This window comes from Pseudomonas sp. C1C7, assembly GCF_013359595.1.
Classification (GTDB): domain Bacteria; phylum Pseudomonadota; class Gammaproteobacteria; order Pseudomonadales; family Pseudomonadaceae; genus Aquipseudomonas.
Window position 1 is genome coordinate 84467 of sequence record NZ_JABFMP010000012.1, and the last position, 21464, is coordinate 105930.

General features: G+C 62.6%; 21 protein-coding genes. 13 read left to right on the plus strand and 8 right to left on the minus strand.

Translation table 11 applies throughout. The features are described from left to right. Nucleotides 1–6 precede the first annotated feature (6 nt). The 4 genes from HNO86_RS12545 to HNO86_RS12560 are packed head-to-tail and all read right to left on the minus strand — an operon-like array spanning nucleotide 7 to nucleotide 3710. The gene (locus tag HNO86_RS12545) at nucleotides 7–798 is read right to left on the minus strand and encodes an ABC transporter permease (protein WP_175377270.1); all 792 of its coding nucleotides are present in this window, start codon (nucleotides 796–798) and stop codon (nucleotides 7–9) included. Continuing rightward, entirely contained in the window at nucleotides 795–1526 is a 732-nt protein-coding gene (locus HNO86_RS12550) for an ABC transporter ATP-binding protein (protein WP_175377271.1), read from the minus strand. Before HNO86_RS12550 ends, HNO86_RS12545 begins: the two co-directional genes overlap by 4 nt. Then, the gene (locus HNO86_RS12555; RefSeq protein ID WP_175377272.1) at nucleotides 1523–2497 is read right to left on the minus strand and encodes a YVTN family beta-propeller repeat protein; all 975 of its coding nucleotides are present in this window, start codon (nucleotides 2495–2497) and stop codon (nucleotides 1523–1525) included. The genes HNO86_RS12550 and HNO86_RS12555 overlap by 4 nt, the downstream gene beginning before the upstream one ends. Before the next feature lie 28 nt (nucleotides 2498–2525). After that, entirely contained in the window at nucleotides 2526–3710 is a 1185-nt protein-coding gene (locus HNO86_RS12560) for an ABC transporter substrate-binding protein (protein ID WP_175377273.1), read from the minus strand. Between the two features lie 405 nt (nucleotides 3711–4115). Here HNO86_RS12560 and pedF point away from each other — a divergent pair, with 405 nt between their 5' ends. From pedF to HNO86_RS12625, 13 genes are all read left to right on the plus strand, one after another. After that, on the plus strand, nucleotides 4116–4577 hold the full coding sequence (gene pedF / locus HNO86_RS12565; protein WP_175377274.1) for a cytochrome c-550 PedF: 462 nt from the start codon (nucleotides 4116–4118) through the stop codon (nucleotides 4575–4577). Nucleotides 4578–4581: 4 nt separating this feature from the next. Continuing rightward, the gene (locus tag HNO86_RS12570; RefSeq protein ID WP_175377275.1) at nucleotides 4582–5457 is read left to right on the plus strand and encodes an ABC transporter substrate-binding protein; all 876 of its coding nucleotides are present in this window, start codon (nucleotides 4582–4584) and stop codon (nucleotides 5455–5457) included. 9 nt (nucleotides 5458–5466) lie between these two features. After that, entirely contained in the window at nucleotides 5467–6225 is a 759-nt protein-coding gene (locus HNO86_RS12575) for a quinoprotein dehydrogenase-associated SoxYZ-like carrier (RefSeq protein WP_175377276.1), read from the plus strand. Between the two features lie 16 nt (nucleotides 6226–6241). After that, nucleotides 6242–7174, plus strand: coding sequence for a quinoprotein relay system zinc metallohydrolase 1 (locus HNO86_RS12580; RefSeq protein WP_175377277.1), 933 nt, complete (start codon nucleotides 6242–6244; stop codon nucleotides 7172–7174). A gap of 262 nt (nucleotides 7175–7436) precedes the next feature. Next, complete coding sequence (locus HNO86_RS12585; protein WP_175377278.1) at nucleotides 7437–9212, plus strand: PQQ-dependent methanol/ethanol family dehydrogenase; 1776 nt, start codon at nucleotides 7437–7439, stop codon at nucleotides 9210–9212. A gap of 154 nt (nucleotides 9213–9366) precedes the next feature. Continuing rightward, nucleotides 9367–10887, plus strand: a complete 1521-nt coding sequence (locus HNO86_RS12590; RefSeq protein WP_175377279.1) for an aldehyde dehydrogenase family protein — start codon at nucleotides 9367–9369, stop codon at nucleotides 10885–10887. A gap of 257 nt (nucleotides 10888–11144) precedes the next feature. Beyond that, nucleotides 11145–11216, plus strand: a complete 72-nt coding sequence (pqqA, locus tag HNO86_RS12595; RefSeq protein ID WP_003253598.1) for a pyrroloquinoline quinone precursor peptide PqqA — start codon at nucleotides 11145–11147, stop codon at nucleotides 11214–11216. A gap of 55 nt (nucleotides 11217–11271) precedes the next feature. Next, complete coding sequence (gene pqqB / locus HNO86_RS12600) at nucleotides 11272–12186, plus strand: pyrroloquinoline quinone biosynthesis protein PqqB (protein ID WP_175377280.1); 915 nt, start codon at nucleotides 11272–11274, stop codon at nucleotides 12184–12186. Between the two features lie 118 nt (nucleotides 12187–12304). Continuing rightward, nucleotides 12305–13057, plus strand: coding sequence for a pyrroloquinoline-quinone synthase PqqC (pqqC, locus tag HNO86_RS12605; protein WP_175377281.1), 753 nt, complete (start codon nucleotides 12305–12307; stop codon nucleotides 13055–13057). After that, nucleotides 13054–13326 carry a pyrroloquinoline quinone biosynthesis peptide chaperone PqqD gene (pqqD, locus tag HNO86_RS12610; protein WP_175377282.1) on the plus strand — a complete coding sequence of 91 codons (273 nt, stop codon included), beginning with the start codon at nucleotides 13054–13056 and terminating at the stop codon, nucleotides 13324–13326. Before pqqC ends, pqqD begins: the two co-directional genes overlap by 4 nt. Next, the gene (gene pqqE / locus HNO86_RS12615; RefSeq protein ID WP_175377283.1) at nucleotides 13304–14446 is read left to right on the plus strand and encodes a pyrroloquinoline quinone biosynthesis protein PqqE; all 1143 of its coding nucleotides are present in this window, start codon (nucleotides 13304–13306) and stop codon (nucleotides 14444–14446) included. Before pqqD ends, pqqE begins: the two co-directional genes overlap by 23 nt. Before the next feature lie 212 nt (nucleotides 14447–14658). Continuing rightward, a complete protein-coding gene (gene ercA, locus HNO86_RS12620; RefSeq protein WP_110962520.1) occupies nucleotides 14659–15822 on the plus strand; it encodes an alcohol dehydrogenase-like regulatory protein ErcA in 1164 nt (387 codons plus the stop codon). Then, complete coding sequence (locus HNO86_RS12625) at nucleotides 15806–17551, plus strand: NahK/ErcS family hybrid sensor histidine kinase/response regulator (protein ID WP_175377284.1); 1746 nt, start codon at nucleotides 15806–15808, stop codon at nucleotides 17549–17551. The genes ercA and HNO86_RS12625 overlap by 17 nt, the downstream gene beginning before the upstream one ends. Before the next feature lie 78 nt (nucleotides 17552–17629). On the opposite strand, the gene HNO86_RS12630 is transcribed toward HNO86_RS12625, so the two are convergent. The 4 genes from HNO86_RS12630 to HNO86_RS12645 all read right to left on the minus strand — a co-directional run bounded on the left by HNO86_RS12630 (nucleotide 17630) and on the right by HNO86_RS12645 (nucleotide 21444). Beyond that, complete coding sequence (locus HNO86_RS12630) at nucleotides 17630–18910, minus strand: TRAP transporter large permease (RefSeq protein WP_175377285.1); 1281 nt, start codon at nucleotides 18908–18910, stop codon at nucleotides 17630–17632. After that, the gene (locus HNO86_RS12635; RefSeq protein ID WP_175377286.1) at nucleotides 18911–19438 is read right to left on the minus strand and encodes a TRAP transporter small permease; all 528 of its coding nucleotides are present in this window, start codon (nucleotides 19436–19438) and stop codon (nucleotides 18911–18913) included. A gap of 77 nt (nucleotides 19439–19515) precedes the next feature. Continuing rightward, nucleotides 19516–20487, minus strand: a complete 972-nt coding sequence (locus HNO86_RS12640) for a TRAP transporter substrate-binding protein (protein WP_175377287.1) — start codon at nucleotides 20485–20487, stop codon at nucleotides 19516–19518. A 63-nt stretch (nucleotides 20488–20550) separates the two neighbouring features. Continuing rightward, nucleotides 20551–21444: an SMP-30/gluconolactonase/LRE family protein gene (locus HNO86_RS12645; RefSeq protein WP_175377288.1), complete on the minus strand. Its 894-nt coding sequence runs from the start codon at nucleotides 21442–21444 to the stop codon at nucleotides 20551–20553. Nucleotides 21445–21464 lie beyond the last annotated feature (20 nt).

Consider the following 21464-nt stretch of genomic DNA (forward strand, 5'->3'; position numbering starts at 1 on the left):
GTGGGATCAACTGGACTTGCGCAGCGCCGCAAGCTGCGGGTTGAAGGTCAGGATCGCCAGCAGGGCAAAGACCACCGTCAATCCCGCACACACCGCCAACGCCAGTGGGTTGAAGCGCTCATACAAGGCAAACCTCACCAGTTCCACCGCATGGCTGAACGGGTTTACCGCGCAGAGCCAGTACAGCCACTCGCTCGCTTCGCGCATTTTCCAGAGCGGGTAGAGCGCCGATGACAGGAAGAACAGCGGGAAGATCACGAAATTCATCACGCCGGCGAAGTTCTCCAGTTGGCGGATGGCGTTGGACAGCAGCAGTCCCAGGGCGCTGAGCATCAAGGCCACCAGCAGCAAGGCGGGCAGGGCGAGCAGCAGGCCGGCGGCCGGTGGCTGCACACCGTAAACCCAGGCGATCGCGAGGAAGGCGTAGACCTGCAGCAGCGAAATCAGTGAGGTGGCCAGCAGTTTGCTGCACAACAGGAAGGTTCGCGGCAGTGGGCTGGTGAGCAGGACGCGCATGCTGCCCATCTCGCGGTCGTAGACCATCGACAGCGAGCCCTGCATGCCGTTGAACAACAGGATCATGCAGGCCAGTCCCGGGATGATGTAGACCTCGTAGGGAATGTAGGTGTCGTAGGGCTCGATGATGGCGATGCCCAAGGCCGCGCGGAAACCGGCGGCGAACACCAGCAGCCACAGCAACGGTCGGATCAGGGCGCTGAGGAAGCGTGTGCGTTGCAGCACGAAGCGCAGCCACTCGCGCAGCACGATGCCGCTGAAACATTGCCAGTAAGCGTTCATCGGGCAGCTCCCGTGGTAGTCAGGCGAGTGAAGGCCGAGTCCAGGTCGCCGCCGTGTTCCAGACTCAGCGCGTCGGCCTGTCCGCGGGCCACCAGTCGGCCCTGATGCAGGATCAGCAGGTCGTCGCTGGGCTGGACTTCATCCAGCAGATGGGTGGTCCAGAGCACACTGATCCGCTGCTCGCTGCACAGGTTGCGAATGTGCCGGTTGAGCGCCAGGCGGCTGGCCGGGTCGAGGCCGGCGCTGGCCTCGTCGAGCAGCAACAGGCGCGGTTGATGCAGCAGGGCGCGGGCGATTTCCACCCGGCGACGATGGCCTCCGTTGAGCTGGCGCACTCGTTCGCTGCGGCGCTCATCCAGGCCTTGCCGAGCGAGTTCCGCATCTACGCGCAGGGCAGTCTCGCGGCGGGACAAGCCATGCAGCGCAGCGTGATAGCGCAGGTTCTGTTCCACGCTCAGGTCCAGGTCCAGGGTGCTTTGCTGGAACACCACGCCCAACTGCTTGAGCGCCGGACGTGGTGTGTCGCGCAACGAGCAGCCGCCCACCCGAATATCGCCTTGCTGCAGATCGTAGAGCCGGGTCAGCAGGGCGATCAGCGTTGATTTGCCGGCACCATTGGGCCCCAGCAATGCGGCGAAACGGCCGGGTGCCAGGCTGAAACTCACCTGCCGCAAGGCCTCCCGCGGCCCATAGGCGAAACTCACGTCGCTGACTTCCAGGGCGTTCATGGCGTCACCACCACGCCCCATGGATAGCGTCCGACCTTTACCGATTTGCTGACCTTGAGGCTGTCGACATCGATCACCGAGACATCGCCGCTGACGCCGTTGGTGGCGAGCAGTTGTTTCTGGTCCGGGGTGAACGCCAGTTGCCAGACCCGCCGACCCACCAGCAGGTAATCGAGGATCTCGAAGGTCTTGGCATCGATCACCGCCACGTGATTGGCCGGGCCCAGGGCCACGAAGGCGTATTTGCCGTCGGCGCTGAGCTTGATGCCCACCGGCTGCACCTTGTCCGGGTGCACGCCCTTGATCTGGAAATTGAGCGTCTTGACCACGTTGCGGTTGGCGACGTCGAGGATCGTCACGGTGCCGCCGATTTCCGCCGAAGCCCACAACTGCTTGCCATCGTTGCTGAATTCGACGAAACGCGGGCGCTGATCGACCAGCGTGCTGTCGGCCAGGGTCTGGGTGTTGGTGTCGATCCAGTGCAGCATGTTGGTGGTTTCGCTGGTATTGACCGCCCATTTGCCGTCGGGGCTGACCGCCATGCCTTCGGGCTCGACGCCAACGTTGATCTGGCCGAGGACCTTGGAGGTCTCGGTATCGATCACCGTGACCAGTGCGTCGTCTTCGTTGGAAACGTACAACCACCGATTGTTGGGGTGCAGGGCGAATTGCTCCGGGTCCTTGCCCGAGGGCAGTTCCTTGATGATCTTGCGGGTGGCCACGTCCATCACCTGGACCCGGTCCGAGTCGCTGGCGCAGATATACAGCAGCTTGTTGTCGTGGGACAGCAGCAGGCCGCGAGGGCGCTGGCCGACGGGCAGGGTGTCGGTGACCTGCAGGGTCTGCATGTCGATCAGGCTGAGGTTGTTGTCTTTTTCGTTGGATACCCAGGCCGTGCTGGCGCTGGCGTGACCGGCGATGACCAGCAGGGCGCATGAGAGCAGGCTGAGGTGAAGGCTTGTGCGGCGCATGGCAGTTTCCTTGTTGTCGTTGTTGTGCTCAGGGAAAGCGGCAGCTGACCTCGGGCTTGTCGTAACCCAGGCTGTCCATTTCATTGAAGGGGTGCAGGAAGCCGTCCTGGGGCGACGTGCTGACCAGCGCCCGGGGCTGCACGATAGGGATCGGCTGGCGTAACTGGCCGTTCCATGGGCGGTAGCTGAGCTTGCGTCCCTTGAAGCCATCCAGCGGCAACTGATCGCCGATTTCCAGCGCACGAATCGCCATGGGCTCGGTCTGGCGCGACTTGCTGACCGCGCTTGCGATGCTGCGCACGGCGATCCAGGCGGCGAAATCACGATCGTTCATCCAGCGCCCGGCGAGGGCTTCGAAGCGTTTCTGCAACTGCGCGGCGCCGTAGGTTTCCACAGTCTTGTGCCAACTTGTCGGCGTCAGGCCCTGAGTGCCGGCGACCGGGCGCGGGTACCAGGTCTGGTAGGGCACGTACTCGCCGAAGTCGCCACGCTCGTCGGCCACCAGCACCACATCGTATTCGGCGGTCTGGGTGAACAGCGGCATGTCGGCCTGGGCGCTGCGTCGCTGATCGTTATCGAATGTCCAGGGTTTCTCCGCCACCAGTTGCAGGCCGAAGCGCTTGGCCGCGCGGCGCAGAGCGGCGGCGTAGGCCTGGTCGTCGACGGAGGGGCCGACGATCAGCAGCGCCCGTTGCCATTTGCGCACCACCAGGAACTGCGCCAGCGCATCAGCCAGCATCGCGCGGCTGGGCAGGCTGTGCAGCACGTTGGGCAGGCAATCGGAGGTGCGCAGGCTGTCGTCGGAGCTGCCTGCGTTGAACAGCAGGCTGTCGGGCAGCGCCGCACTGAGCTGGCGCAGGCTGCTGGCGGGGGCGTTCACCACGAACAGACGCAGGCCTTGCGCATGCTGGGCTTTTGCCGCTGCGAGCAAGGCTTCGGGACTGTCGACGCTGGCGCTTTGCAGGCTGTAACCGTGATTGAGAAAACGCCCGGTGCTGTTGCTGTCGATGATCGCCAGTTCCGCGCCGCGCAGGCCGGCATCGACAGGTTCGGGAATGACGTTGGAAAGCAACGGACCGGGATCGGGGCGATAACCCAGGTAACCGATCCGCACCTGCAAGGGGGCATCCGCAGCCTGACTTTGCGTCGCCAGCCCGGCGGCGCAGGCAATCGCCAACAGATAGATCAGGGCGTAAGGGGCAATCTGGCGCATAGGGCTCTCCAGTACAGGTAGCGCTAGCATAGAAAGCCCGTAACGGGGTGGAAATATGCAGAAAGTACCGAGCAGCCAGTACCAAGGTAGTAAATATGCCAACCGCAAAACAGCGAACAACCCAACTCCCTGTAGGCGCCGGGCTTGCTCGCGATGCACGCCAGAACACCGCGGGGCATCAGGCAGCCAGCGTCATCGTTGACCACCATCGCGGGCAAGCCACGCTCCCACAGGTTTTGTGTCGTTCGCAAAATTTGTGATCGATCGCTGTGCCCCTCCAACGCCTTACTACCAAGGGACGAGACGCCGGCCACCAAAGCAGCATGGGGCCCGTTCGCCAGGCTTCCTAAGATGGCTGCCATAGCCTCTGCCAAGAGGTTCTGCGTGCAACCTGAGGGCAAAACAATGACAACGAAACGCAACGCCTTGCTCGTCACCGGACTGTTGGCCGGTCTTCTCAGTGCCGGTTCCGTGTGGGCCCACGGCAACGTGGTGCCGCAGGCAGTGGCCACCCAGGGCCTGACCCCGATCAAGGATGCCGGCGTGAAACTCAATGCCGATGGCTGGGCCGAAGTGAATCCCTATCGCACCACGCCGGAACACGACAAGGCGGTGGAGATCGGCGCGTCGGCCTACAACCAGAACTGCGCGGCCTGTCATGGCCTGGAAGCCAAGTCCGGCGGTATCGCTCCGGATCTGCGCATGCTCGATGCGGGCGATGCCGGTGATGAATGGTTCGTCGAGCGGGTACGCAATGGCGCCGTGCGCGACGGTCGGGTGTACATGCCGAAAATGGCCGACTATCTGAGCCAGGAAGCCCTGTGGGCGGTCCGCACTTATCTGGACACCGTGCACGTCGAGGAGTGATCCCATGCGCCTGCTTGCGATGTTGGTCGGCGCTGTGTGGCTGTGCTGCCAGTCGGTGCAGGCGCAGGTACGCAACTACGATGAAATGATCGCCGCCGGAGAGTTGAAGGTGGCGGTGTACAAGGACTTCGCACCCTACAGCTTCGAAAAGGGCGGCCAGCCCAGTGGTGTTGACGTCGAGCTGGCCCAGGCTCTGGCCAAGGCAATGGGCGTGCGCCTGACGCTGATCTGGGCGCCGGCCGGTGAAAAGCTCGACGACGATCTGCGCGACTACATCTGGCGCGCCAGTGCCCTGCACAACCAGCAACTGGCCGACCTGATGATGCGCGTGCCTTACGACCGCGATTACGCGCAAAAGCGCAACGAATTCGGCGAACTGGAAAACGGTCATGTGGTGATGTTCGGTCCGTACCAGAACGAGCAATGGCAGGTGGCCTATGACCGCCGACGGCTGGACAAGGTTGCCAGCGTCGCGGTGTTCCAGCAGCACCCGATTGGCGTCGAGGTCGACAGCGTGCCGTCGTTCTACCTCACTTCGGTGTTCAACGGCATGCTCGCCGGCAAGACCCATCACTATCCGGGCGTGCCCCAGGCATTTGCCGCGATGAAGGCCGGCGAGGTCGACGCGGTCATGGCCATGCGCGGTGAAATCGACTGGCAGGTGCACGAAGCAGCCGACCCGCAATTGGCCCTGGCCGAGAACGCCTACCCGAACATGGGCAAGCAGCTCTGGGAGATCGGCATGGCGGTGCACGAAAGCAACCGGCAACTGGCCTATGCGGTGGAGGAAGCGCTGGAAGGGCTGATTCGCGAGGGTGCGGTGAAGACCATTTATGGCCATTACGGCCTGCGGTATGACGTGCCCGAGATGTATCAATAGGAGTGGCTGATGAAATGGCAACGGATTTGTCTACTGGCGTGCTGCCTGAATCTGACGGCGCAGGCCGCCGTCGATCCGGGCAAGGACCCGGTGCCGTCGGTGATGTGGAGCTTCTATCACAAGCAGATGCTCGGCGATGCGCCGTTCGTGTTCGATGATCGGGTCAAGCTGTTGGCGCCACCGTTCGCAGAAGACGCGCGGCAGGTCCCGCTGGAAATCGATGCCCGGGCATTCAAGGGTGAGGTAGTGACCATCCTTGCCTGGGCCGAGCTCAACCCGTTGCCGAAAATCGTCGATTTCCAGCCGGTAAATGGACTGCTGCCCTGGCTGTCGATCCGCATTCGAGTCGAGCAGGCCACGCCCCTGCGCGCGGCAGTCCTGACACGCGATGGGCTGTGGCACGTGGGATCGACCCTGATCGACGCAGCGGGAGGTGGCTGCACTGCGCCAAGTGTGGTTCGCACCGAGCCGGGTTGGGAAGAGCGCATCGGCCAAGTGCTGGGCGGGCGTTATCCGCGCCAGGACTTCAATCGACTGCGCGTGCAGGTGGCGCATCCGATGGACAACGGCATGGTCAGCGGCATTCCTGAGTTTTACATCAATCACGCCGAACTGCGGGACGGCCAGAATCAACTGTTGGCCCGTCTCGAACTGTTTCCCGCTGTAAGCGAAAACCCCAGCCTGGGCTTCGATCTGGAGGGGGCAGAGCAGACACGACTGCTGTTGCGCGATAGCGGCGGCAATCTGTTCGATGCGTTAATTCCCTGAGCCAAAGGAGCGAGTCATGCGCTGGATGCTGCTGTTGCTCATCGGTCTGAGCCTGCAAGCCGCGGCCGATATCGAATACACACTCAAGCCCAGGCAGATCGCCCCGGACACCTGGCTGCTGGAAGGCAGCACCGATAATTTCGCCAAGGACAACGGCGGCAACATCGTCAACACCGCGTTCATCGTCACCGAACGCGGTGTGGTGGTGATCGATACCGGCCCGTCCAGACGCTACGGCGAAGCCATGCGCAGGGCCATCGCCGGGATCACCGACAAACCGGTGATCGAGGTCCTGCTGACCCATCATCACCCCGATCATGTACTGGGCAATCAGGCGTTCAGCGATGTACCGATCGGCGCGCTGGCCGGCACCACCGAGCTGCTGCAAAAGCAGGGCGATGCCATGGCCGAAAACATGTATCGCCTGGTGGGCGACTGGATGCGCGGCACCGAGGTGGTGCTGCCGACCCGTACGCTTGCGCCGGGCATCGAGAGTTTTGGGAATCACGATCTGCGCCTGCTAGGTCTGGGTGGGCATACGGGTGCGGATCTGGCTATTCTCGACCAGCAAACCGGCGTGCTGTTCGCTGGCGACCTGGTGTTTTATCAACGGGCGCTGACCACGCCCAACAGTCCGGGGCTGTCGATATGGCTGGCCGACATCGCGACCCTGCAAGCGTTGCCCTGGACCCTGATCGTGCCTGGACACGGGCCTGTCGCCAGCGATCGGCAACCCTTCGTGCAGATGCGCGACTACCTGGGCTGGCTCGACCAGCTGATGCGCGACGGCGCCGCCAATGGCAGCGACATGGCCGAGATGATCCGCAGCCCCATCCCCGAGCGATTCGCCGGGATCAGCCTGAGCCGGTATGAGTTGATTCGCAGTGTCAGCCATTTGTATCCGCGGTATGAGCGGGCGCGGATGACGCGAGTAGACAAACAGCGCTGAACCCTGTGGGAGCGGGCTTGCTTGCGAATGCGCTGCAGCAATCGGCACATAGGTGACTGACACGACGCCTTCGCGAGCAAGCCCGCTCCCACAAGGGATCAATGTTGTTCTCGGATTTGGCAATCCACTTTCCCAATCCCATACCAAGGAACTAGAAATCTCCACATTGCGGCCAATTGTTGTCCAGGCGCCTGCGCTCAAAAATCTGCATCAGCCCGGGAAAATCTCCCGCACTAAAACAAAAACCGCAGAGGAAGCCGTCATGACTCAACCCGCACGTCGCCAGCCCTTCGTCCTGAGCCTGCTGCTCAGTGCCATGCTGTTGTCCGGCCAGGCATTGGCCGGGGTTTCCGACCAGGACATTCTCCAGGACCCGAAGAACCCCGAGCAGGTCGTGACCAACGGCCTGGGCGTTCAGGGTCAGCGCTACAGCCCGCTGGACATTCTCAACGTCAACAACGTCAAGGACCTGCGCCCGGCGTGGGCGTTCTCGTTCGGCGGCGAAAAGCAGCGCGGCCAGCAGGCGCAGCCGATGGTCAAGGACGGCGTGATGTACATGACCGGCTCCTATTCGCGGGTGTTCGCCGTGGATGCGCGCACCGGCAAAAAGCTCTGGCAATACGATGCGCGCCTGCCGGATGACATCCGTCCTTGCTGCGACGTGATCAACCGTGGCGTGGCGCTGTACGGCGACCTGGTGATCTTCGGCACCCTCGATGCCAAACTCGTGGCGCTGAACAAGGACACCGGCAAGGTGGTCTGGAGCAAGAAAGTCGCTGACCACAAGGAAGGCTACTCGATCAGCGCCGCACCGCTGGTGATCAACGGCAAGCTGATCACGGGCGTCGCCGGTGGCGAATTCGGCGTGGTGGGCAAGATCGAGGCCTACGATCCGAAAAACGGCGATCTTTTGTGGACCCGTCCGACCGTCGAAGGCCACATGGGTTATGTCTACAAGGACGGCAAGGCAATCGAGAACGGCATCTCCGGCGGTGAAGCGGGCAAGACCTGGCCAGGCGATTTATGGAAGACCGGCGGTGCGGCGCCGTGGCTGGGCGGCTACTACGACCCGGAAACCAACCTGCTGTTGTTCGGCACCGGCAACCCGGCGCCGTGGAACTCGCACTTGCGTCCGGGGGACAACCTCTATTCCTCGTCGCGCCTGGCGCTCAACCCGGACGACGGCACCATCAAATGGCACTTCCAGAGCACACCACATGACGGCTGGGACTTCGACGGCGTGAACGAACTGGTGTCGTTCAACTACAGCGAAGGCGGCAAGGAAATCAAGGCGGCGGCAACCGCCGACCGTAACGGCTTCTTCTACGTGCTGGACCGCACCAACGGCAAATTCATCCGCGGCTTCCCATTCGTGGACAAGATCACCTGGGCCACCGGCCTGGATAAGGACGGCCGGCCGATCTACAACGACGCCAGCCGTCCCGGCGCACCAGGGGCCGAAGCCCACGGCACGTCGGTGTTCGTGGCGCCGGCGTTCCTCGGTGCGAAAAACTGGATGCCGATGGCCTACAACAGGGACACCGGGCTGTTCTACGTGCCGTCCAACGAGTGGGGCATGGACATCTGGAACGAGGGGATCGCCTACAAGAAAGGCGCGGCGTTCCTCGGTGCCGGATTCACCATCAAGCCGTTGAACGAAGACTACATCGGCGTACTGCGCGCCATCGATCCGAAGACCGGCAAGGAAGTCTGGCGCCACAAGAACTTCGCGCCGCTGTGGGGTGGGGTTCTGACCACCAAGGGCAACCTGGTGTTCACCGGTACGCCGGAAGGTTTCCTGCAGGCGTTCAATGCCAAGACCGGCGAGAAGGTCTGGGAATTCCAGACCGGCTCCGGCGTCCTCGGCTCGCCCGTGACCTGGGAAATGGATGGCGAGCAGTACGTCTCGGTGCTTTCCGGCTGGGGCGGCGCGGTGCCGCTGTGGGGCGGCGAAGTGGCCAAGCGGGTGAAGGACTTCAACCAGGGCGGCATGCTCTGGACCTTCAAATTGCCGAAGGAACTGGTGGCCAAGCACTGACACAGATCTCCACCCCCTGTAGGAGCGAGCTTGCTCGCGATGGACTCAAGAACACCGCAGGGCATCAGGTTTCCCGCGTCATCGTTAACGACCATAGCGAGCAAGCTCGCTCCTACAGAAAACGTATCTTATCGATCCAGACAGAGGCTTCATCATGATCTACGCCCAACCCGGAACACCCGGCGCTGTCGTTTCCTTCAAGCCGCGCTACGGTAATTTCATCGGTGGCGAATTCGTCGCACCGGTCAATGGCGAGTACTTCACCAATACCTCGCCGGTCAACGGTGAGGTGATTGCCGAGTTCCCGCGCTCGAGCGCCGCCGACATCGACAAGGCCCTCGATGCCGCCCATGCCGCCGCCGATGCCTGGGGCAAGACCTCGGTCCAGGATCGTTCGCTGATCCTGCTGAAAATCGCCGACCGCATCGAGCAGAACCTGGAAATCCTCGCCGTCACCGAAACCTGGGACAATGGCAAGGCCGTGCGCGAAACCCTCAACGCCGACGTGCCGCTGGCGGCCGACCATTTTCGCTATTTCGCCGGCTGCATCCGAGCCCAGGAAGGCGGCGCTGCGGAGATCAACGAACTGACCACCGCCTACCACTTCCACGAACCGCTGGGCGTGGTCGGGCAGATCATCCCGTGGAACTTCCCGCTATTGATGGCCGCCTGGAAACTCGCCCCGGCCCTGGCCGCCGGCAACTGTATCGTGCTCAAGCCGGCAGAGCAGACGCCGCTGTCGATCATGGTCTTTGCCGAACTGATTGCCGACCTGCTGCCGGCGGGCGTGCTGAACATCGTCCAGGGCTTCGGTCGTGAAGCCGGCGAGGCGTTGGCCACCAGCAAGCGCATCGCCAAGATCGCCTTCACCGGTTCCACCCCGGTGGGCGCGCACATCCTGCATTGCGCCGCCGAGAACATCATTCCGAGCACCGTCGAGCTGGGCGGCAAGTCGCCGAACATCTTCTTCGAAGACATCATGCAGGCCGAGCCCGCGTTCATCGAGAAAGCCGCCGAAGGCCTGGTGCTGGCGTTCTTCAACCAGGGTGAAGTCTGCACCTGCCCGTCCCGCGCCCTGGTGCAGGAATCGATCTACGAGCCGTTCATGGCCGAGGTGATGAAGAAGATCGTCAAGATCAAGCGCGGTAACCCGCTCGACACCGAAACCATGGTCGGTGCCCAGGCCTCCGAGCAGCAATACGACAAGATCCTCTCGTACCTGAACATCGCTCAGGAGGAGGGCGCCCAGCTGCTCACCGGTGGTGCGGCAGAGCGTCTGGAGGGCGATCTGGCCAGCGGCTATTACATCCAGCCGACCTTGCTCAAGGGCAGCAACAAGATGCGCGTATTCCAGGAAGAGATCTTCGGCCCTGTGGTGGGCGTGACCACCTTCAAGGACGAAGCCGAAGCCCTGGCGATTGCCAACGACACCGAGTTCGGTCTCGGTGCGGGCCTCTGGACCCGCGACATCAACCGCGCCTACCGCATGGGTCGGGCGATCAAGGCCGGGCGCGTCTGGACCAACTGCTACCACCTGTACCCGGCCCACGCCGCGTTCGGTGGCTACAAAAAGTCCGGCGTCGGCCGGGAAAACCACAAGATGATGCTCGATCACTACCAGCAGACCAAGAACCTGCTGGTGAGCTATGACATCAATCCGCTGGGGTTCTTCTGATTCATTAAATACGCCGCATACCCTGTGGGAGCGGGCTTGCTCGCGAAGAGGCCGTGTCAGTCACCGAGGATGCGACTGACACACGACTTTCGCGAGCAAGCCCGCTCCCACATTGGTTTTCCGTATGCCTGAAATCCGCGTCACACCCCCTACCAACGCACCCCCAAACTTCCTTCGAAAGTAGCATTCGGCCGCCCGGCACCCCGTGCATTAATGGTGCTACCGGAATCACCCGGCACAAGAAGAGGATTGAACCCATGTGGACTAAACCCGCGTTTACCGATCTGCGTATTGGCTTCGAAGTGACGATGTATTTCGCCAACCGTTGATTGTTCACCCGGCCAGCGGCAGCGTTGGCCGGGTCTGCCTTCTGGAGCATTGCTCATGCACATCCGGGTTCTGGGTTCCGCCGCCGGCGGCGGTTTTCCGCAGTGGAACTGCAATTGCCGGCAATGTGCCGGGGTGCGCAACGGCAGCCTGCGCGCGCAACGGCGTACGCAGTCGTCGATCGCCCTGAGCGACGACGGAGTGGACTGGGTGCTGTGCAACGCTTCACCGGACATCCGCGCGCAACTCGAGAGCTTTGCGCCATTGCAACCGGCGCGCCGCCTGCGTGACAGCGCCATCGCCGGCGTGGTGCTGATGGACAGCCAGATCGACCACTGCACCGGCCTGCTGAGTCTGCGCGAAGGCTGCCCGCATAATGTCTGGTGTACCGAACGGGTGCATCAGGATCTCAACACGGGCTTCCCCCTGTTCACCATGCTCAGTCACTGGAACGGCGGATTGCAGTGGCAACCTGTGCGTCTCAATCGCGAGCCGTTCCGGATTGCGGCCTGCTACCACCTCCGGTTTTGTGCCATTCCATTGATCAGCAACGCCCCGCCGTATTCACCCAATCGAGGCAATCCGCAGCCGGGGGACAACATCGGCCTGTTCATCGAGGACCAGCGCAGCGGCGCCTCGCTGTTTTACGCACCGGGGCTGGGGCAGGTCGACGAAGAGGTGCTGGGCTGGATGCAGCGCGCCGATTGCCTGCTGCTGGACGGCACCCTGTGGCGCGATGATGAGATGCGCCTATGCGAAGTCGGACACAGCCTGGGCAGCGAAATGGGCCACCTGGCGCAGAGCGGGCCGGGCGGCATGCTGGAAGTGCTGGAGGCGTTCCCGCGCCAGCGCAAGGTGCTGATTCACATCAACAACACCAACCCGATCCTCGATGAAGACTCGGCTGAGCGAGCACTGTTGGCGCGGCGGGGGATCGAGGTGGCGTATGACGGCATGGATATTGTGTTGTAGCGGAGCGCCCCTTCGCGGGCGAGCCTCGCGCCTACAAGAGAGCACCACGCACCTGTAGGAGCGAGGCTTGCCCGCGAAGAGGCCGGACCAGACACCAAAAGATTCCCGGAGAACAACAATGACCAACACTCCACTGACCCCCGCCGAATTCGAGCAGGCCCTGCGTGCCAAGGGTGCTTACTACCATATCCACCACCCATACCACGTGGCGATGTACCATGGCCGTGCCACCCGCGAGCAGATCCAGGGCTGGGTCGCCAACCGCTTCTACTACCAGGTCAACATCCCGCTCAAGGACGCCGCGATCCTTGCCAACTGCCCTGACCGCGAGATCCGTCGCCAATGGATTCAGCGCCTGCTGGATCACGACGGCGCGCCCGGCAGTGAAGGCGGGATTGAAGCCTGGCTGCGTCTTGGCGAAGCGGTCGGACTGGAGCGCGAGCGGATCCTTTCGCAGGAACTCGTACTGCCCGGCGTGCGCTTCGCCGTAGACGCCTACGTCAACTTCGCCCGCCGCGCCAGTTGGCAGGAAGCCGCCAGCAGCTCCCTGACCGAACTGTTCGCCCCGCAGATCCACCAGTCGCGCCTCGACAGCTGGCCGCAGCATTACCCGTGGATCAACCCGGACGGCTACGCATATTTCCGCACTCGCCTGGGTCAGGCCCGGCGCGATGTCGAGCATGGCCTGCGCATCACCCTCGAGCATTACCAAACCCGCGAAGGACAAGCGCGCATGCTGGAAATCCTGCAGTTCAAGCTGGACATTCTCTGGACCATGCTCGACGCCATGACCATGGCCTACGAACTCGAGCGCCCGCCTTATCACTCGGTCACCCGCGACAATGTCTGGCATCGGGGGATCGCCCTGTGAACCTGATCAATCGAGAACAGTCACCCTCGTTGCGCCGCGGGTTTCGCCTGCAATGGGAACCGCGTCAGGCCTGCCATGTGCTGCTGTACCCCGAAGGCATGATTAAGCTCAACGCCAGCGCCGGACAGATTCTCGATCTGCTGGACGGCCGGCGCAGCGTTGCCGCGATCATTGCCCAACTGTCGGCGAAGCATCCCGAGGTGCCGGGAATCGATGAGGATGTGCTGGCGTTCCTGGAGGTGGCCCATGCCCAGTTCTGGATCGAGTGAAACGCTGCCGGGGCCACCGCTGTGGCTGCTGGCGGAGCTGACCTATCGTTGCCCGCTGCAGTGCCCGTACTGCTCCAATCCGCTGGACTTCGCCCGGCACGGCGAGGAGCTGAGCACCGAGCAATGGATTCGCGTGTTCCGCGAAGCGCGCGAGATGGGCGCCGCGCAACTGGGTTTTTCCGGTGGCGAGCCGTTGGTGCGTCAGGACCTGGCGCAGTTGATCAAGGCCGCGCGGGACATGGGCTACTACACCAACCTGATCACCTCGGGCATCGGCTTGACCGAGCAGAAGGTGCGCGACTTCAAGGTCGCCGGGCTCGACCATATCCAGATCAGTTTCCAGGCCGCCGACGAGGCGGTGAACAACATGCTCGCCGGCTCACGCAAAGCCTTCGCGCAGAAGCTGGCCATGGCCCGGGCGGTGAAAGCCCAGGGCTATCCGATGGTGCTGAACTTCGTCACCCACCGGCACAACATCGACAATATCGACCGGATCATCGAACTATGCCTGGAACTGGAAGCGGATTTCGTGGAATTGGCGACGTGCCAGTTCTACGGCTGGGCCGAACTCAACCGTGTCGGCCTGCTGCCGACCCGTGAGCAATTGCAGCGCGCCGAGCGCATCACCAACGAGTATCGCCAGCGTCTCGAGGCCCAGGGCCATCCGTGCAAACTGATTTTCGTCACCCCGGACTATTACGAGGAACGCCCGAAAACCTGCATGAACGGCTGGGCGAACCTTTTTCTCGACATCACCCCCGACGGCACCGCGTTGCCCTGCCATAGCGCCCGGCAGTTGCCGGTGCAGTTTCCCAACGTGCGTGAGCACAGCATCGAGCACATCTGGAACGATTCGTTCGGCTTCAACCGTTTTCGCGGCGATGCTTGGATGAAGGAGCCGTGCCGCTCCTGCGACGAAAAGCACAAGGACCTGGGGGGCTGCCGTTGCCAGGCGTTCATGCTCACGGGGGACGCGGCCAATGCCGACCCGGTGTGCGCCAAATCGCTCCATCACGAAGTGATCCTCAAGGCGCGGGAAGAGGCCGAAGCGCCGGGGCTCGGCATCGAACATCTGACATTGCGTAATGAGAAGGCATCGCAGCTGATCTACCGCGGCTGAATGACCCGGCGCAGGTCCCCTGTGGGAGCGGGCTTGCTCGCGAATGCGGAGTGTCAATCACCATCGAGGTCGATTGACATGACCCCTTCGCGAGCAAGCCCGCACACAGGGTTTTGTGCTGTATTCACGGTCCCGTCATTGGTCTCATTGCATTCACCACCGGATGCTTTAGTGTGGACGTTACATTCCAAAACAATAAGAACAGGCTTCCCATGAGCCAGAGTCTCAGTCAGCTGCGCAAGTTCGTCTCGCCTGAAATCATTTTCGGTGCCGGTTGCCGGCACAACGTCGGTAACTACGCCAAGACCTTCGGCGCGCGCAAGGTGCTGGTGGTCAGCGATCCGGGGGTGATTGCCGCCGGATGGGTGGCCGATGTCGAGGCCAGCCTGCAGGCGCTGGGTATCGAATACTGCCTGTACAGCGCCGTCTCGCCCAATCCGCGGATCGAAGAGGTCATGCTCGGCGCCGAAATGTACCGGGAAAATCATTGCGATGTGATCGTTGCGGTCGGTGGCGGCAGCCCGATGGATTGCGGCAAGGGCATCGGCATTGTCGTCGCCCACGGGCGCAACATCCTCGAATTCGAAGGGGTGGACACCATCCGCGTGCCCAGCCCGCCGCTGATCCTGATCCCGACCACCGCCGGCACCTCGGCGGACGTCTCGCAGTTCGTGATCATTTCCAATCAGCAGGAGCGCATGAAGTTCTCCATCGTCAGCAAGGCGGTGGTGCCGGACGTGTCGCTGATCGATCCGGAAACCACCCTTAGCATGGACCCGTTCCTCTCGGCCTGTACCGGTATCGATGCCCTGGTGCACGCCATCGAAGCCTTCGTCTCCACCGGCCACGGGCCGCTGACCGACCCCCATGCACTGGAGGCGATGCGCCTGATCAATGGCAACCTGGTGCAGATGATCGCCAACCCGACGGACATCGCCCTGCGAGAGAAAATCATGCTCGGGAGCATGCAGGCCGGGCTGGCGTTCTCCAATGCGATCCTCGGTGCGGTGCATGCCATGTCCCATAGCCTGGGCGGCTTCCTCGACTTGCCCCACGGCCTGTGCAACGCGGTGCTTGTGGAGCACGTGGTGGCTTTCAACTACAGCTCGGCGCCGGAACGCTTCAAGGTCATTGCCGAGACCTTCGGCATCGATTGCCGTGGCCTTAACCAGCGGCAGATCTGCGGGCGTCTGGTGGAACACCTGATCGCGCTGAAACACGCCATCGGTTTCCACGAAACCCTCGGCTTGCACGGGGTCAGCACCTCGGACATTCCCTTCCTGTCGCAACACGCCATGGACGACCCGTGCATCCTGACCAACCCGCGCGAGTCCAGTCAGCGTGATGTCGAGGTCGTCTATGGCGAAGCCCTCTGACGAGCAACAACGTGCGGCCTTGACGGGGCTTTTGGGACTGGGCAGCCACTCGGCGCGCAAGAGCCATTACCCGGAACTGGCCGCGCGCCTGGATGAACTGGAAGCCGAGCGCAACCGCTACAAATGGCTGTTCGAAAACGCCGTCCACGGGATCTTCCAGGCCAGCCTGCAAGAGGGCATGCGCGCCGCCAACCCGGCGCTGGCGCGGATGCTTGGTTATCAGGACCCGCAGGAGGTGCTGTTTTCCCTGGATGACCTGGCCAGCAAGCTGTTCTGCGGCGGGGCGCAGGAACTGAAGGACATCGGCGAAATCCTCCAGGGCCAGCGCAGCCTCAACGGATACGAAACCCGCCTGCGGCGCAAGGACGGCAGCCACATCGATGTGTTGATGAACCTGTTGCTCAAGCCCGGCCAGGAAGGGCTGGTGGAAGGTTTTGTCGCCGACATCACTGAGCGCAAACAGGCTCAGGAGCGTTTGCAACAACTCAACGACGAACTGGAGCAACGGGTCACTGCGCGCACCGATGAGCTGTTGGAAGCCAACCGCAACCTGCAACAGCAGATCACCCAGCGTAAACAGATCGCCCAGGCCCTGCGCGATGCCCGGGATGCCGCTGAGGCGGCCAATCGCAGCAAGGACAAATACCTGGCGGCGGCCAGCCATGACCTGCTGCAACCGCTGAACGCGGCGCGCTTGCTGATTTCGACCCTGCGCGAACGCAAGTTGCCGGGAGACGAGCAGGTGCTGGTGGAGCGTACGCACCAGGCCCTTGAAGGCGCGGAGGATCTGCTCACCGATCTGCTGGACATTTCCCGGCTCGATCAGTCGGCGGTCAAGCCGGACATCGCGCCCTATCGGCTGGATGAATTGCTCGGGCCGCTGGTCTCGGAGTTCCAGTCCGTAGCCCAGGCGGCGGGCTTGAATCTGCGCGTGCACATGGGCGATTACGCCATCAGCACCGACCTGCGCCTGATGACCCGGATTCTGCGCAACTTCCTCAGCAATGCCTGCCGCTACACCGACGAGGGCAGCATCCTGCTCGGCGCGCGGCGGCGTGGCGAGTCTCTGCGTCTGGAAGTGTGGGACACCGGCTGCGGGATTCCGGCGGACCGTCTCGACTCGATCTTTCTCGAATTCAACCAACTGGGTGTCGGGCGCGCAGCCGACCGCAAGGGCGTTGGCCTGGGGCTGGCGATAGTCGAGCGTATCGCCAAGATCCTTGGTTATCCCGTCGGCGTGCGATCGCGGCCTGGGCGCGGATCGATGTTCAGCATCGATGTGCCACTGTCCCATGACATTCCCTTGCCGATCGGCCAGAGCGCACCACAGCCGAGCACCGGAAACCCGTTGCCGGGCCGCAGATTGCTGGTGCTGGACAATGAAGTGAGCATTCTGCAAAGCATGAGTGCGTTACTCGGGCAGTGGGGCTGCGAAGTGGTCACGGCCACCGATGAAAGCGCGGCGCTGGCGGCGTTGGCGGGGAGGCCGCCGGAGTTGATTCTGGCGGATTACCACCTCGATCACGCCGTGATCGGCTGCGACGTGGTGCGGCATTTGCGCGAGCATTTCCACCAGTCGATACCTGCGGTGATCATTACCGCCGATCGCACCGACCAGTGCCGAAGCGCCCTGCATCGACTCGACGCGCCGCTGCTGAACAAACCGGTAAAGCCCGGCAAGTTGCGCGCGGTGCTAAGTCAGTTATTAGGCCCCACTGCAGACCTGTAGGAGCGAGCAAGCTCGCTCCTACAGGGTGTGCGCCATCCCAATGCAGGAACTGCCGAAGGCTGCGATCTTTTGATGTGTTTACAGCACCAGATGCGGCAACCACAGCGACAGCGCCGGGATATACGTCACGCCCATCAGCACCAGGAACAGCACGGCGTAGAACGGCAGCAAGGCCTTCACGGTTGTTTCGATTGTCACTTTACCCACTGCAGACCCCACGAACAGAACCGCGCCCACCGGCGGTGTAATCAGGCCGATGCCCAGGTTGACCAGCATGATCATCCCAAACTGCACCGGGTCCACGCCAATGCCGAGAATCACCGGCATCAGGATCGGCGTCAGGATCAGGATCAGCGGCGCCATGTCCATCACGGTGCCGAGCAACAGCAGCATGACGTTGATGCACATCAGGATCACATAGCGGTTGTCCGACAGGGTCAGGAACAGCGTGGTGATCTTCGCCGGAATCTGCATCAGGGTCATGATGTAGCCGAAACTGGCCGCAAAGCCGATCAGGATCATCACGATCGAAATCGTCCGCACCGTGCGATGCATGAGCTTGGGCAACTCGCTCCACTTGTAGTCACGGTAGATGAACATGGTCACGAAGAACGACCAGAGCACGGCGATCGCCGCCGATTCGGTCGCGGTGAAGATGCCCGACAGGATCCCGCCGAGGATGATCACCATGGCCATCAGGCCCCACATCGCCTCGCCGCAGATCTTCAGCGCTTCGCGCATCGGAATCACTTCGCCCTTGGGGTAGTCGCGCTTCCTGGCGAAGATCAGGCACAGGACCATCAGGCACGCGCTCATCAACAGGCCCGGAACCACACCGGCCATGAACAGCGAGGCAATCGACACCGTGCCGCCAGCCGCCAGCGAGTAGAGCACCGAGTTGTGGCTCGGCGGTGTCAGCAGGGCCTGCACCGAGCCGCTGACGGTCACCGCCGTGGCGAATTCCCTTGGATAGCCGCGGCGTTCCATTTCCGGAATCAGCACGGAACCGACGGACGCGGTGTCGGCCACCGAGGAGCCGGAGATCGCGCCGAAGAAGGTCGAGGCCATGATGTTGACCAGCGACAGGCCGCCGCGCACGAAACCCACCAGCACCCCGGCGAACGCCACCAGGCGCCGGGACATGCCGCCCTCGGCCATGATCGCCCCGGCCAGGACGAAGAACGGAATCGCCAGCAGGGAGAATTTGTTCACGCCACCGGCGACCTGGATCATCAGGGCCTGGAAGGGAATGTCGATCCACCAGGCACCGATCAGGGCCGAGAGCCCCAGGGCGTAGGCGACCGGCATGCCGATCAGGATCAATGCGATAAAGCTGCCCAGCAGAATCAAAGCGTCCATTCAGGCAGCCCCTTCGTTTTCTTCCACGAGGTCGAAACGCACGACCCGACGGTTGCTCTGATCGCCGAGCAAGATTTTTTCCAGGACAAAAATCAGCGTCAGCAGGCCACCCACGGGAATCGGCATGTAGGTAATGCCGACCCGCAAGGTGGGCAGGGCGCTCATGAACTGGTTCCAGGTCGAGAGGCAGAGCTTGGTGCCCCAGATCGTCATGAACAGGCAGATGGTCGCCATCAGCAATTGCGCGACGAGGCTCATGGTCTTGCGCAGGTGCGGTGGCAGGCGATCAGTGAGCATCGCCACCGCCATGTGCGAACCTGAGCGATAGCTGGCGGCGGCGCCGATGAAGGTGAAGACCATCATCAGCAGGATCGCCGTGGGCTCGGGCCAGCTGGCGCCGGTGCCGAGCACGTAGCGGGCGAATACGCCCCAGGGAATGATCAGGGAAATGGCCAGGACCGACAGACCGGCGGTCCAGATACAGGCCATGTACAGCCTGTCATTGATACGCAGCGCGAGATTCTTCATCGGGTTTCACCGTAACCGGGCGCGCACGGAGGTTTGCCAACCGCTGCGGCGCCGGGCCTTTCAGGAGAGCGGAAGGGTTACTGCACGGCTTCGATGCGCTTGATCAGATCGGCATAGGGCGCGCCGTATTTCTCGCGGATCGAGGCGGTCGCTTCGTAGAAAGGTTTCTTGTCGACGGTGATGAATTCGACGCCGGCCGCCTTGAGTTTATCCTCGCTGCTGGCCGATTTGGCGTCCCACAACTGGCGTTCCTGCGCCTGGGCGGCCTTGGCGGTTTTCTTCACCAGCGCCTGTTGCTCGGGGGTGAGTTTGTCCCAGGTGATTTTCGACATCACGATGGGTTCCGGCAGGATCAGGTGGCCGGTGAGGGCGTAGTACTTGGCGTTCTGGTAGTGGTTGTGTTCGAGCAGGGTCGGCGGGTTGTTTTCCGCGCCGTCGATCACGCCGGTCTGCAGGGCGCTGAAGATTTCACCGGTGTCCATGGCGATGCCGTTGCCACCCATGGCGTTGATGGTGTCGATGAACATCGGGTTGCCTTGCACGCGGATCTTCATGCCCTTGAGGTCTTCGAGGCTGCGCACCGGTTTTTTGGTGTAGATGTTGCGCGTGCCGCCATCCATCCAGGCCAGGGCAACGAGGTTGAATTCGGAATTGGTGATCCTGTCGAGGATCTCGTCGCCGATTTCGCCGTCGATGACCTTGCGCATGTGTGCCTGGTCGCGGAACACGAAGGGCATGTTGAACACGTTCACGTCCGGCACCACCGGCCCGACGATGCCCAGGCTGACCCGGGCCATCTGGATGGCGCCGACCTGGGCCTGTTCGATCACTTCCTTCTCCGAGCCGAGCACGCCGCCGGCGAACATCTTGAAGGTCAGTTTGCCGTCGCTTTGCGCCACCAGCGTCTTGCCCAGCTGTTCCTCGGCCACCACGGTCGGGTATCCGGCGGGGTGGATGTCGGCGAATTTGATTTCCAGCGCCTGGGCGGCGTTGCCAAGGATGAAGGTGAACGGGAGCGCAGCGAGGAGCAAGGTGCGTTTGAAGTCCATGGGCATTTCTCCAGTCTTGTTATTTTTGTATTCAAAAGCGCAGCGGTGCAGCGGGAGCGGTCGTTAAAACAGATCGTTGAACAGCGGTTCGGGCAAGCCTTTGACGCCGGGGTCGAGGGCGAACACGCCGCCGGCAAGGGACTGTGGATCGCGGTCGTTGCCGGGGCGGATCGAGGTCACGAACAGCGTGTCCAGGCGACTGCCACCGAAGGCGCACATGGTCGGCTTTGTCACCGGGACGGCGAGGGACCGGTCCAGTCGTCCATCGGGGGTGAACCGGTGAATCAGTCCGGCGTCGTTGGCGCAGATCCAGTAGCAACCCTCGGCATCCACTGCGGCGCCATCGGGACGGCCGCAAAACTTTCGCATGTCGACGAACACCCGGCGATTGGTCGGTGCGCCGCTGTCGATGTCATAGTCGAAGGCCCAGATCTGCTGGATCTGCGGGTGCGAGTCGGACAGGTACATCGTGCGCCCGTCCGGGCTGAAGGCCAGGCCGTTGGGCACGATGAAACCGCTCATGCGGGGTGCCAGCGGTCCCTGTTGACCGGCGCTGTAGCGGTACAGCGCGCCGTCGTCGGCATTGGCGCCCATGTCCAGCACCATGCTGCCGGCCCAGAACCGCCCCTGGCGATCGCAGCGACCATCGTTGAGGCGCATGTCGGGGCGGATGTGGTCGACTGCGGCCAACGGTTCGCTGTCGAGGCTGCCATCGTTGTGGGCATGCAAATGGAAGAAGCCGCTTTCCATGCCGGCGACCCAGCCACCGTCAGGATGACGGGCGATGCAGGCGAGCATTTCCGGGGTTCTCCAGCTTTCGACATGTCCGCGCTCGGCGCTCCAGCGTTGCAAGCCTCCGGCGGGAATATCGACCCAGTACAGGGCGTTTTCCTCGGCGACCCAGACCGGGCTTTCACCGACGGCGTTGCGGGCATCGACAATCATTTCGGCTTGCATGGCGATTCATTCCCTTGGCG